Below are 13546 nucleotides of genomic sequence, written 5' to 3'. Positions count from 1 at the left end.
AAACAGCTTGTCAAAATAGACAAATGGTTCCCCTCTACAAAAACTTGCTCTAACTGTGGTTTTGTAAAAGAAATCAAATTATCAGAGCGCACTTATCGATGTGATTGTGGATTAAACCTTGATAGAGATTATAATTCAGCACTCAATATCAAAAAAGAAGGTATTCACTTATTAGTAAGTGCCTAATGAAAATATAAACTCTTGGAACAAGAGGGTTAGCTTGGTCAATTTCGTCAGCTATCAAAAGTGGCGATTACCCAAGAAGCCCCCACTTCAAGCAACCCGTAAGGGTGGTAAGTGGTGGGAGTAGTTCACTTAGAGGTCGTTCAATTGACTTAATAAGGGGATTTCCTTAAGATGATAGAAGGTTGAATATACTCAAAAAGTAGTGAGATAGTTAAAGGAAAGAAGTGAAACCAATGATTACATCCGTCTACATTCATATTCCATTTTGTGAAAAGATTTGTCACTACTGTGACTTTACAAAATTCTTTTATGAGGAACAAATGGCCGACGATTACTTAACGGCCTTAGAAAAAGAAATTCATCACTATATAACTTCTCCTAAAAAGAAGATGCGGACTATTTATGTTGGAGGTGGTACTCCAACCGCTTTAAACGAGCGTCAATTGGAGCGATTATTACTACTTATAGCTGATCGATTTGATACAGCTCACGTCTTGGAATATACGTTTGAGGCGAATCCTGGTGATTTGAGTCCAGGTAAAATCGCTTTACTAAAACAATACGGTGTTAATCGTATTTCGATGGGCGTGCAGGTGTTTGATGACGCTTTACTAGAAGAACTCGGACGTTTACATCGCGTACAAGATGTCGATGACAATATTCATTCGCTACTTGCCCATGGAATTAATAATATAAGTATTGACCTTATGTATGGCTTACCTAATCAGACGCTCGCAGGGTTTGAACGAACGTTAAATAAAGCGTTAAGTTATGACTTACCGCATTATTCTTCTTACTCGTTGCAAATCGAACCCAAAACAGTTTTTTATCAACGCTATATGAAGGGGAAATTACACAAGGCACCAGAAGAGTTAGAAGCGTCAATGTTTGAGGTACTATTAAAGAAAATGACGGAAAAAGGCAAGATTCAGTATGAAGTTAGTAACTTTGGGGAACCTGGATATGAATCGCAACATAATTTAACATATTGGGATAATCAGTATTATTATGGATTTGGTGCGGGAGCATCTGGGTATTTACCCCAGGAACGCTACATTAATAACCGTCCGTTCCCAGCATATGTTAAAGCGGTAACCGAAAAAGGAGAAGCGGTCCTTAATCGTGATCCTATTACGATAAAAGAAGAAGTGGAAGAACAAATGTTCCTAGGTTTAAGAAAGCGAGAAGGTGTTAAACGGGAAACGTTCTATCGTCGCTTTGGTTTCCATTTTGATGTTCTTTACGGATCGGCTATTCAAGATTTAGTTGATAAGACATGGATTGAAGATTCAGGAACAGCGATTCGCCTTACAGATCATGGACAATTGTTTGGGAACAGTGTTTTTCAAGCGTTTTTATTAGCTGATGGGATTAATTTAGCAGATTATATTAATTAAATTTATGCAAGTGGATTGACAATTAAGAATGAATTTGATAATTTATTATTAGTATTAGCACTCGAAAGAGTTGAGTGCTAACAGGGGTGAAAAAAATGTTATCGAATAGACAACTCTTAATTTTACAAGTGATTATTGATGAGTTTATCCAAACAGCTCAGCCCATTGGCTCGCGGGCCATTTCTAAAAAAAATCAAGTCACGTTCAGTCCGGCTACCATTCGCAACGAAATGGCAGATTTAGAAGATATGGGTTTTCTAGAAAAAACGCATTCATCTTCAGGTCGTGTGCCGTCTGAAAAGGGTTATCGTTTTTACGTCGATCACTTATTAATGCCGATTGATTTATCACAACGTGATGAAGAAACAATTTCTGGCGTTTTTAATCAAGGCATGGTTGAATTTGAACAGATCATTCAAAATTCTGTGAATGTACTAAGTGAGTTAACGAATTACACATCGATTATTTTAGGCCCGGAAGTTTATGCAACAACGTTAAAGCAAATACAAATCATTCATTTGTCAAAAACCACTGCCGTGGCAATACTTGTGACAAATACGGGTCATGTGGAGCACCGTTCCTTTACGTTACCAAAAGAAATTAACTCATTGGATTTAGAAAAGCTTGTAAACATCTTGAATGACCGATTAGTAGGTGTGCCGATTATTCAATTGCCACAGCGCTTGCAAGTAGAGCTTACCTCAATACTCGATCATTACATTAAAGATGTGGCGACAGCGTTTAACTATCTTAAAGGTGCGCTTTTAGATCAACAGCCGAGTAATTTATATGTCGGTGGTATAACAAATATGTTATTGCAGCCGGAATTTAGTGATGTGGCAAAGATTCATTCGCTCTATTCGGTTATTGAACAAGAGGAAATAATGGCAAATATTTTACGTTCGCAAAATCAAGGGATCCACATTTCGATTGGGCAAGAAAATAAAATTACAGAAATGCAGGATTGTAGCCTTATTACAGCAACGTATACACTTAAGGGACAGCAATTAGGTACGATTGCCTTATTGGGTCCAAAGCGTATGGAGTATTCACGTGTTATTTCTTTATTAGACCGACTGTCAAAAGATATGACAGATACGTTTCATAATTGGTAAACCAGTTAAAAGACAGGCTCTTTTAACATTGGGAATAAATTAGTAACAGAAGCAAAGGGAGGTCAATATAAATGGAAGAAAATAAATCTACACATGTAGATGAAGAAGTTGTTGAGGCATCAGAAGATGATATCGAAGTCATCGATAAAGAGATGGTTTCAGAAGAGTTAGATGTTGAGCCTGAGGCAGTCGTTGACCAAGAAACATTTGATCAGCTTGAAAAGGATTTAGCGATGGCCAAAGATAAGATGCTACGCCTTCAAGCGGAGTATGATAATTTCAGGAAACGTACACAACGGGAAAAAGCAGCGGATTTAAAGTATAAATCGCAAGATTTAGCGACAGAATTATTAACAGTTGTTGATAATTTTGACCGTGCGCTTCAAACAAAACCCGATGCATCATCAATCGAATCATTCTTTGATGGGATGCAAATGGTTTATCGTCAATTGATTCATGCTCTTAACCAAGCGGGTGTTGAAGAAATTGAAACTGAAGGTGAAACTTTCGATCCTAATGTACATCAAGCGGTGATGCAAGTAGAAGATGACCAGTATGAGTCACAAGCAATTGTTGATACGCTTCAAAAAGGCTATCGATTAAAAGACCGAGTAATTAGACCAGCAATGGTAAAAGTAAATCAATAAACAAAAAAACGAATATATATCAAGGAGGACAATAAATCATGAGCAAAATTATTGGTATTGACTTAGGTACAACAAATTCATGTGTGGCTGTTATGGAAGGTGGGGAAGCTAAAGTTATTCCTAACCCAGAAGGAGTGCGCACAACTGCTTCCGTTGTTTCTTTTAAAAATGGTGAGCGTCAAGTAGGGGAAGTAGCTAAGCGTCAAGCGATTACTAACCCAAACACTATTCAGTCGATCAAACGTCATATGGGGACAGACTATAAAGTAGATGTAGATGGTCAAGCATATACACCACAAGAAATTTCAGCAGCGATTTTACAATACATTAAATCATATGCAGAAGATTATCTTGGTGAAAAAGTAGAAAAAGCAGTTGTTACCGTGCCTGCTTACTTCAATGATGCTGAGCGTCAAGCGACAAAAGATGCTGGAAAGATTGCAGGACTTGAAGTAGAGCGTATTATTAATGAGCCTACCGCAGCAGCGCTTGCGTATGGTATTGATAAAGGTGACCAAGATCAAACAATCTTAGTTTATGACCTTGGTGGTGGTACATTTGACGTGTCTATTTTAGATATTGGTGATGGTACATTTGAAGTTGTAGCAACAGCTGGTGATAACCGTCTTGGTGGTGATGACTTCGACCAAGTCATTATTGATTATATGGTTCAAGAGTTCAAGAAAGAAAATGGTATCGACTTATCTAAAGATAAAATGGCTCTGCAACGCTTAAAAGATGCAGCTGAAAAAGCGAAAAAAGACTTATCAGGTGTAGGTCAAACGCAAATTTCACTACCATTTATCACAGCGGGTGAAGCTGGACCATTGCATATGGAAATGAGCTTAACACGTGCAAAATTCGAAGAATTATCAAGTGAGTTAGTTGAACGTACGATGGGACCAACGCGTCAAGCTTTACGTGATGCAGGGTTGAGTGCATCTGATATTGATAAAGTTATTCTTGTGGGTGGTTCTACACGTATTCCAGCTGTCCAAGAAGCTATTAAAAAAGAAACAGGACAAGAACCTTCTAAAGGCGTTAACCCTGATGAAGTGGTTGCTTTAGGTGCAGCTATTCAGGGTGGTGTTTTACAAGGTGATGTAAAAGATGTTGTCCTATTAGACGTAACCCCATTATCATTAGGTATTGAAACAATGGGTGGCGTTACTACTAAATTGATTGAGCGTAATACAACGATTCCAACAAGTCATTCACAAGTATTCTCAACGGCAGCTGATAATCAAACAGCAGTTGATATCCATGTCTTACAAGGAGAACGTGAAATGGCGGCTGATAATAAAACACTTGGTCGCTTCCAGTTAACAGATATTCCAGCAGCACCACGTGGTGTACCGCAAATTGAAGTATCATTTGATATTGATGCGAATGGTATTGTCAACGTAAGAGCAAAAGATTTAGGTACAAATAAAGAACAATCTATTACAATTCAATCATCTTCAGGTCTATCAGAAGAAGAAGTTGAAAAGATGGTAAAAGACGCCGAAGAAAATGCAGAAGCAGATAAAAAACGTCGTGAAGAGATTGATTTACGTAATACGGCTGATCAACTTGTTTTCCAGACAGATAAAACGTTAAAAGATCTTGGGGAAAACATTTCAGATGATGAGAAGCAAAAAGCTGAAGATGCTAAAGAGGCACTTAAAAAAGCACTTGAAGCAGATGATTTAGACGATATTAAAGCTAAAAAAGAAGCGTTGGAGCAAGAAGTTCAAGCTTTATCTACAAAGCTATATGAACAAGCAGCACAACAAGCTCAACAAGCACAAGGTCAAGAACAATCATCAGATGATGATGTAGTTGATGCAGAATATGAAGAGGTTGATGACGAAGAGAAGTAATCTCTTGTACAATGAAAAGTCAAAGTCAAGTCTACTTGGCTTTGACTCTTTTCATGTTTTGCATGTAAAAGGGTGTTGTACTTAATGTTTATCACATGTTATGATACAATTTATGCGAAAGAAGAAGTGACGGGAGTGAAGAGGAATGAGTAAACGAGATTATTATGAGGTGCTCGGACTGGAAAAGAGTGCGTCTAAGGAAGAAATTAAAAAGGCATACCGCAAGCTTGCCCGGAAATATCACCCGGATGTAAACAAGGATACGGATGCTCCAGATAAATTTAAAGAAGCAAAAGAAGCTTATGAAGTATTAAGTAATGAACAAAAACGTGCGCAATATGATCAATTTGGTCATGCTGGTCCGCAACAGCAAGGTTTTGGTGGCGGCTTTGGCGGATTCGGTGGCGGCGATGATTTTGGTGACATCTTTGACATGTTCTTCGGAGGTGGTGGTAGACGTCGTGACCCTAACGCCCCACGTCAAGGAAATGACTTGCAATATACAATGGTATTAAACTTTGAGGAAGCTATTTTCGGTAAGGAAACGGATATTTCCATACCTAAAGAGGAAGATTGCTCAACGTGTCAAGGGTCTGGGGCAAAGCCAGGAACAAAACCAGAAACATGTCAACATTGTCACGGCTCTGGCCAGTTAAACGTGGAACAAAACACACCATTTGGTCGTGTTGTTAATAAACGCGTGTGTCATCACTGCCAAGGTACAGGAAAAGAAATTAAAGAAAAATGTCCAACATGCCATGGTCAAGGACGCGTCAAAAAGCAAAAGAAAATTCATATTAAGATTCCAGCTGGGATTGACGACGGTCAACAAATTCGTGTAGCAGGTAAGGGAGAAGCAGGTGTCAACGGTGGACCAAGCGGAGACCTTTACGTTGTTGTTCAAGTTAAGCGTCATGAATTCTATCAACGCGAAGGCGATCATATCTTCTGTGAGATGCCGATCACTTACTCACAAGCAGCGTTAGGTGATGAAATCGAAGTACCAACTGTTCATGGCAAGGTTAAGTTAAAAATACCTGCTGGAACACAAAACGGCAAAACGTTTAGACTTAAAGGAAAAGGGGCGCCAAATGTTAGAGGTTATGGCCAAGGTGACCAACATGTGAAAATTCGTGTAGTCACACCAACGAATTTAAGCGAACGACAAAAGGAATTGTTAAGAGAATTTAATGAAATTAGCGGGAATGACCCGATGGATGAACATGAAGATTCGTTTTTCAGTCGAGTAAAACGTGCCTTTAAGGGTGAGTAAATATAGAAAAGAGAGTGATTGTCATGAATTGGTCTGAACTATGTATTCATACTACAAATGAAGCCATTGAACCGATATCTAATATTTTGCATGAAGCTGGTGCGAGCGGGGTCGTTATTGAGGATAAAGCAGACTTATTAAAAATACGTGAAAATGTTTTTGGTGAGATATATGATTTAAATCCAGATGATTATCCCGAAGAAGGTGTTGTACTCAAAGCCTACTTGCCGATGAATAGTTTTTTAGGGGAAACAGTTGATCAAATTAAACAGACAATCAATCAGTTAATCGCCTATGATATCGACTTGGGGCTTAACACCATTTCTATTAGTGAAGTCAATGAAGAGCAGTGGGCGACAGCCTGGAAAAAATATTATAAACCAGTGAAAATTTCAAATCATATTACCATTACACCAACATGGGAAGATTATAAACCCGTACGTGAAAATGAATTAATTATTGAATTAGACCCTGGTATGGCCTTTGGGACAGGTACGCACCCCACAACTGTCTTGAGTATCCAAGCCATTGAACAGTTTTTAAAAGAAGGTCATACAGTCATTGATGTAGGAACCGGTTCAGGTGTATTAAGTATTGCTGCGGCGAAGTTAGGTGCTAGTCATATTGATGCCTACGATTTAGATGAGGTTGCTGTGAATTCTGCTCGAATCAATACGAAATTAAATAAAGTTCATGACCAAGTGACAATTAAACAAAACAATTTACTTGAAGGTGTAACTAAAGCGGTAGATATTGTTGTAGCAAACATTTTAGCAGAAATAATTCTTCTGTTTGAAAAAGCGGCTTATCGGGCATTAAAACCAGGTGGTTACTTTATCACCTCAGGGATTATTATGCAGAAAAAAGAAGCTGTAAAACAGGCGTTGATCGATGCAGGATTTCATATTGTGGAAATCAATCAGATGGAAGATTGGATAGCTATTGTTGCACAAAAACCAGAAAATCAATAGTAGGTGAGAACTGATGCAATATTATTTCGTAAAAAGTAATCAATGGATACATGATACAGTAACGATTACAGGAGACGATTATCATCATATTGTCAATGTGATGCGTAAAAAAGTTGGCGACTATGTTATCTGCAGTCATCCAGAAGGATTCCAAGCGCGCTGTAAAATCATAGATATAACAGATTGTGTGAAACTAAGTGTGGTGGACACGTTAGAGAGTGATACAGAGTTGCCTGTTGATGTAACAATTGTTCAGGGATTACCTAAAGGTGATAAATTGGAATGGATCGTGCAAAAAGCAACGGAGCTTGGCGCACGGTCTTTTGTGCCGTTTAATGCCGTTCGATCAGTTGTTAAATGGGACAATAAAAAACAAGCTAAAAAAATACAACGGCTTGAAAAAATTATTAAGGAAGCTAGTGAGCAATCACACCGTCAACGACTACCCGAGATTCACGCTGTCCAATCATTAAAAGATATTGTAGAATTAAGTAAGGGGTATGACCATCTATTTATGGCCTATGAAGAAACGGCACGTGAACTCGTATCGAAAAAACTTTATTCGCATTTTGGAGCGGTTTCTAAAGGTGATCGTCTTTTAGTTGTAATCGGTCCAGAAGGTGGTTTAGATGAACGTGAAGTGACTACTTTTTATGAGGCAGGTTTTATACCTGTGCGTTTGGGTCCTAGAATCTTAAGGACAGAAACCGCCCCGTTATACTTATTATCAGCATTATCCTACCATTTTGAAGAAACGGAGTGAGAAGATGACAACAGTTGCTTTTCATACATTGGGGTGTAAAGTAAATCAATATGAAACAGAAGGTATTTGGCAATCATTTAAGGAACAAGGTTATGACCGGGTTGACTTTGAGTCAATTGCGGATGTGTATGTGATTAATACGTGTACTGTCACAAATACTGGCGATAAGAAATCACGTCAAGTCATTCGCCGTGCGATTAGAAAAAATCCTGAAGCTGTGGTTTGTGTGACGGGGTGTTATGCGCAAGTTTCACCAGGTGAAGTAATGGAAATTCCAGGTGTCGACGTTGTTGTAGGAACGCAAGATCGTGGGAAAATGATTGATTTCATTGAAGAGCACAAAGAGACGCGTGTGCCGGTTAATGGCGTGTCAAATATTATGAAAAATCGTGTGTTTGAAGAAATGGACGTTCCAGATTTTTCTGATCGCACACGGGCGAATTTAAAAATTCAAGAAGGATGTAATAATTTCTGTACATTCTGTATTATTCCGTGGTCAAGAGGTTTGTTGCGATCTAGAGACCCAGAGAACGTTTTAAAACAGGCACAACAGCTTGTTGATGCTGGCTATAAAGAAATTGTGTTAACCGGTATTCATACCGCAGGCTATGGTGAAGACCTTTCTGAGTATGATTTTGCTGATCTTTTAAGTGACCTTGAGACAAAAGTTAAGGGACTAAAAAGGATACGTATTTCATCTATTGAAGCAAGCCAAATTACTGAGAAAGTTATGCAAGTGATCGATCAATCAGAAAAAATAGTAAGACACTTGCATGTGCCGCTTCAGGCCGGTTCAGATAATGTATTAGAACGGATGCGTCGTAAATATACAACAGCTTTTTATAAGTCGCAAATTGATCGTTTAAAACAAGCGCTTCCAGGTTTGGCTGTGACCTCTGATGTGATTGTTGGATTCCCAGGTGAGACAGAAGAAGAATTTATGGAAACGTATCGTTTTATTCAAGAGGTTGGTTTTTCTGAGTTGCATGTCTTTCCTTATTCAAAAAGAACAGGAACACCGGCAGCAAAAATGGATAATCAAGTAGACGATGAAACAAAAAATAAACGCGTGCACCAACTCATGGCCTTATCTGAACAACAAGCAAAAGAATACGCCTCACTTTATGAGGGCGAACTAATTGAAGTCATTCCAGAGGAAGTAGAAAAAACCGACGCGGGGGAGTATGTACTTACCGGCTATTCAGATAATTATATGCGCCTTAGCTTTAAAGGTGAACCGGCAATGATTGGTGAAATTGTTAAGGTAAAACTTACAAAAGCAGGTTATCCTATCAACGAAGGTGAATTTGTTCGCGTGATGTCAGAGTCGCATTTATCCGAGGTTTGACTTAGTGCTCATGGTCAATGCCCGCGCTTTTTTGCTAAAGTTCGAGGTTGTTTGAAAACAAAGCATTGACCTTGAAATATCTATATATTATAATGTCATAGAGACATTTCACAGCTCATGGCTAAAATGTCCTATTAAAAATGTTGGATGCTTCGGAGGGAGGGAAATTAGCATGTCAAATACAACTCGCGTTCGTAAAAACGAGTCTCTTGAAGATGCTCTTCGTCGCTTTAAACGCAGTGTGTCAAAATCAGGTACATTGTCAGAATATCGTAAGCGTGAATTTTATGAAAAACCTAGCGTAAGACGTAAGAAGAAATCTGAGGCGGCTAGAAAGCGTAAGTAATAAACGATAAGAAGTTTGTTTTCTTATAAAGAGGGTGTAGAATTTAATGTCATTGTTAGAAACTTTAAACCAAGATATGAAAAATGCAATGCGTAATAAAGAAAAGCAAAAGCTAAGTACTATTCGCATGGTAAAAGCTTCACTACAAAATGAAGCAATTAAACTTGGTAAAGATGCATTATCAGAAGAAGAAGAACTGACAGTTTTAGCACGTGAGCTAAAACAACGTAAGGATTCCCTCCGTGAATTTAAAGAAGCTGGACGCGATGACCTTGTTGAAAATCTTAATGTCGAAATTGAGTTTTTACAAGACTATATGCCAGAGCAGCTATCAGATGAAGAGCTTGAAGCCATTGTTATTGAAACAATTGAACAACTTCAAGTAACGTCAAAGCAAGAGATGGGTAAAGTGATGGGTGCGCTTATGCCGAAAGTTAAAGGCAAAGCGGATGGAACACAAGTAAATCAATTCGTTCAAAAACATTTATCATAAATATTACGAAATCTCACAAAGAGAAGACCTTATTCTTAGGAATAAGGTTTTTTTCTTTTTATAAATTTTCTGATTGAAATAACGATATTTTTTGATATTTACATGATATACTGATACCATAGTATGGTAAGGTTCTTCATTATTGACATTTATAAGAAGGAGGTGGTGAGATGAAGCGATTCATTATCCAAATTTTATGCGGTTTATTAGCTGTTTTTACGCTTTTAGTTGTTATTGATTTAGATGTTGTATCGGCGGATGGTGAAACAGTTTATGTGATTCCTATCGAAAATGAAGTTGAGAGAGGTTTGGGTGCATTTTTGAATCGTGCGATTAGAGAAGCGCGTGAAGCTAATGCGGATCATATTATTTTTGAAATTAACACGCCTGGCGGACTAGTAGAAGCAGCAAATGATATTGGTGAATTACTGCAGTCTGTTGAGATTGATACAACGGCCTATATCCGTTCGCGTGCATTGTCGGCGGGTTCCTACATTGCATTATTCTCAGATTATATTTATATGTCGCCTCAAGCAACAATAGGGGCAAGTGGTATCATCACAGGTGATGGTAATGCTGCTGATCAGAAAGCGCAGTCTTATTGGCGTGAGGCGATGGGAAGTGCTGCTGAGGCAGGTGGACGAGATAGACTTTACGCAGAAGCTATGGCAGACGCTTCTATTGATCTACCGGAGTTTAATGCACCAGAAGGTTCTTATTTAACGCTTGGACCAACAAGAGCGCTTGAGGTCGGCTATTCTAATGGGACAGTTAACTCAAGGCAAGAAGTTCTCGATGCCCTTGATTTATCAACAGCAACAATTGTCGAAGTGAACCAGCGACCAGCCGAGACGCTGGCACGCTTTTTAACAAACTCAATTGTTGTGTCGATTTTATTATCCCTCGCAGGTATTGGGCTTGTTGTTGAGTTGTATTCACCAGGATTTGGTGTTGCGGGCTCTATTGGTGTTATATCATTGATCCTGTTTTTCTACGGTCATTTAATTGCAGGACTTGCGGGTTATGAAGTATTCGTCCTATTAATTATTGGTCTCGCGCTAATTATTGTCGAGTTCTTTGTTCCTGGTGGTATACTGGGAGGTTTGGGGGCTATGAGTATTGTGGTTAGTTTATTTATGGCAACGGATAATATATTTGCTTTAAGTCTAAGCTTATTAATTGCCATTAGTTTAACCATTTTTGTCGCAATATTCTTGTATAAGCGAATCGGTTTACAAAAAGGATTATTGCGTTACATCATTTTATCAGACCGTGAAACAGTCGATAAAGGATACGTATCATCTGTGAGTCGCGAACAATTAATTGGTTTAAAAGGACGCGCGCTCACACCACTTAGACCTTCAGGTACAGGTTTATTTGAAGGGGAACGTCTGGACATTATTTCTGTCGGAAACTTTATCAATCAAGAAGATCCGATTGAGATTATTTCAGTCAATGGTTCGCGTATTGTCGTTAAAAGAATTGAAGAGGAGGAAGTTTAGTATGGATCAGTCATTTAATACAGTTGGTGATTTTTTACCACTTATTTTAATCGGTATTATTATCATTGCCTTTGTTGTTTTGTTAACGTTTATCCCGGTTGCATTATGGATTAGTGCGTTAGCGGCAGGAGTTAAAGTAAGTATTTTCACACTCGTTGGTATGCGCTTGCGTCGGGTTGTACCAAGCCGTGTCATCAACCCGTTAATTAAAGCACACAAAGCAGGTGTTGATGTTAATACGAATCAACTTGAATCCCACTATTTAGCTGGTGGTAACGTCGATAGGGTAGTGAACGCTTTAATTGCCGCACAGCGTGCGAATATCGAACTGAGCTTTGAACGAGCGGCAGCGATTGATTTAGCTGGGCGTGACGTGTTACAAGCGGTTCAGATGAGTGTAAACCCTAAAGTAATTGAAACGCCATTTATTGCAGGTATTGCAATGGATGGGATTGAAGTAAAAGCAAAAGCGCGTATTACTGTTCGTGCGAATATTGACCGTCTTGTTGGTGGTGCTGGTGAAGAAACCGTCATTGCTCGTGTTGGGGAAGGTGTAGTTAGTACGATAGGTAGTTCAGTATCGCATAAAAAAGTACTGGAAAATCCTGATTCTATCTCTACTAATGTATTAAATCGTGGTTTAGATGCTGGTACAGCATTTGAAATTCTCTCGATTGATATAGCAGATGTTGATATCGGTAAAAATATTGGTGCGATTTTACAAACGGACCAAGCGGAAGCTGATAAAAATATCGCACAAGCTAAAGCAGAAGAGCGCCGTGCCATGGCTGTAGCGACCGAACAAGAAATGGTTGCTCGTGTACAAGAAATGCGCGCGAAAGTAGTGGAAGCAGAAGCGGATGTTCCTTTAGCTTTAGCTGAAGCTTTGCGAAGTGGAAACATGGGTGTCATGGATTATATGAACTACCGTAATATCGGTGCTGATACTGATATGAGAGATTCTATCGGTAAAATGTCTGGCGAAGATACGGATGAAGAATAATTTCCATAAGTCAAAAATGAAGTGGATGTGATGATATGGAAGATATTATAATTCCATTGATTAGTTTCGTACTTATTATTGGTACAAGTCTATTGAAATCGCGTTCTGATAATAATAAGAAGTCTGATAAACAAACACAGATTAAACCTAAACAAAGACCGTCAGTTTATGAAACTGTCCCAAAAGAGCCAATATACGCTGATCAGGTAAAAACAGATGAACCCTCTGTTAGTACAAATGCGATGGAGGATCAATTGGCAGACTTACGGAAGAAACTTGCTGTTGATACGAGAAAAGAAACGCAACGTAAAATGAGAGATTCAAAGCAGAAAATTGATCGAATTGCTAGTGAACAAAAAATAGCGGTTCAAAAGACTGTTAAGCGATCCCCCATTGCTCTGAGAAGTCAATTAACGAAAAGTGGTTTGAAACGAAGCATTATAATGGCAGAGGTTTTATCGCCTCCCCGTGCTAAGAAACCTTTTGGATCAGGTAGATAATTAAAAGCTCTAAATATGGCTAAACGCCGTATTTAGAGCTTTTTTGATGTGATGATGAGGCAAAAGGTGCTTTTAACTCGGTACTTAGATGAATACTAGGGCATAATTAATAATGTTAGACATACACTATGTGTAAAGAT

At 38.6% G+C, this 13546-nt stretch carries 14 protein-coding genes; all 14 read left to right on the top strand.

Annotated elements, in window-relative coordinates:
* A partial coding sequence (locus tag BM163_RS04920) for a zinc ribbon domain-containing protein (protein ID WP_143088185.1) occupies nucleotides 1–186 on the top strand: 186 nt, incomplete at its 5' end.
* Nucleotides 187–419: 233 nt separating this feature from the next.
* Nucleotides 420–1583: a radical SAM family heme chaperone HemW gene (gene hemW / locus BM163_RS04915; protein WP_089800830.1), complete on the top strand. Its 1164-nt coding sequence runs from the start codon at nucleotides 420–422 to the stop codon at nucleotides 1581–1583.
* 95 nt (nucleotides 1584–1678) lie between these two features.
* Nucleotides 1679–2698 carry a heat-inducible transcriptional repressor HrcA gene (hrcA, locus tag BM163_RS04910; RefSeq protein WP_089800828.1) on the top strand — a complete coding sequence of 340 codons (1020 nt, stop codon included), beginning with the start codon at nucleotides 1679–1681 and terminating at the stop codon, nucleotides 2696–2698.
* Between the two features lie 71 nt (nucleotides 2699–2769).
* A complete protein-coding gene (grpE, locus tag BM163_RS04905) occupies nucleotides 2770–3345 on the top strand; it encodes a nucleotide exchange factor GrpE (protein ID WP_089800826.1) in 576 nt (191 codons plus the stop codon).
* Nucleotides 3346–3383: 38 nt separating this feature from the next.
* Nucleotides 3384–5207 carry a molecular chaperone DnaK gene (gene dnaK, locus BM163_RS04900; RefSeq protein WP_089800823.1) on the top strand — a complete coding sequence of 608 codons (1824 nt, stop codon included), beginning with the start codon at nucleotides 3384–3386 and terminating at the stop codon, nucleotides 5205–5207.
* Nucleotides 5208–5352: 145 nt separating this feature from the next.
* Nucleotides 5353–6480 (top strand): molecular chaperone DnaJ, encoded by a 1128-nt coding sequence (dnaJ, locus tag BM163_RS04895; RefSeq protein WP_089800821.1) that lies wholly within the window; start codon nucleotides 5353–5355, stop codon nucleotides 6478–6480.
* A gap of 23 nt (nucleotides 6481–6503) precedes the next feature.
* The gene (prmA, locus tag BM163_RS04890) at nucleotides 6504–7451 is read left to right on the top strand and encodes a 50S ribosomal protein L11 methyltransferase (RefSeq protein WP_089800819.1); all 948 of its coding nucleotides are present in this window, start codon (nucleotides 6504–6506) and stop codon (nucleotides 7449–7451) included.
* 13 nt (nucleotides 7452–7464) lie between these two features.
* Nucleotides 7465–8214 (top strand): 16S rRNA (uracil(1498)-N(3))-methyltransferase, encoded by a 750-nt coding sequence (locus tag BM163_RS04885; RefSeq protein WP_089800817.1) that lies wholly within the window; start codon nucleotides 7465–7467, stop codon nucleotides 8212–8214.
* A gap of 4 nt (nucleotides 8215–8218) precedes the next feature.
* Nucleotides 8219–9562, top strand: coding sequence for a tRNA (N(6)-L-threonylcarbamoyladenosine(37)-C(2))-methylthiotransferase MtaB (mtaB, locus tag BM163_RS04880; protein WP_089800815.1), 1344 nt, complete (start codon nucleotides 8219–8221; stop codon nucleotides 9560–9562).
* Nucleotides 9563–9734: 172 nt separating this feature from the next.
* Entirely contained in the window at nucleotides 9735–9908 is a 174-nt protein-coding gene (gene rpsU, locus BM163_RS04875) for a 30S ribosomal protein S21 (protein WP_067837072.1), read from the top strand.
* Between the two features lie 46 nt (nucleotides 9909–9954).
* Nucleotides 9955–10401: a GatB/YqeY domain-containing protein gene (locus tag BM163_RS04870; RefSeq protein WP_089800812.1), complete on the top strand. Its 447-nt coding sequence runs from the start codon at nucleotides 9955–9957 to the stop codon at nucleotides 10399–10401.
* 170 nt (nucleotides 10402–10571) lie between these two features.
* A complete protein-coding gene (locus BM163_RS04865) occupies nucleotides 10572–11903 on the top strand; it encodes an NfeD family protein (RefSeq protein WP_089800810.1) in 1332 nt (443 codons plus the stop codon).
* 1 nt (nucleotide 11904) lies between these two features.
* Nucleotides 11905–12906 carry a flotillin-like protein FloA gene (floA, locus tag BM163_RS04860; protein ID WP_089800808.1) on the top strand — a complete coding sequence of 334 codons (1002 nt, stop codon included), beginning with the start codon at nucleotides 11905–11907 and terminating at the stop codon, nucleotides 12904–12906.
* A 35-nt stretch (nucleotides 12907–12941) separates the two neighbouring features.
* Nucleotides 12942–13406 (top strand): YqfB family membrane protein, encoded by a 465-nt coding sequence (locus BM163_RS04855; protein ID WP_089800806.1) that lies wholly within the window; start codon nucleotides 12942–12944, stop codon nucleotides 13404–13406.
* Nucleotides 13407–13546: the final 140 nt, after the last annotated feature.

Origin of the sequence: Halolactibacillus alkaliphilus (assembly GCF_900115465.1) — a bacterium.
GTDB lineage: Bacteria > Bacillota > Bacilli > Bacillales > Amphibacillaceae > Halolactibacillus > Halolactibacillus alkaliphilus.
The sequence above is the reverse complement of the archived record's forward strand: the minus strand, read 5'-3'. Positions and strand labels throughout refer to the sequence as shown.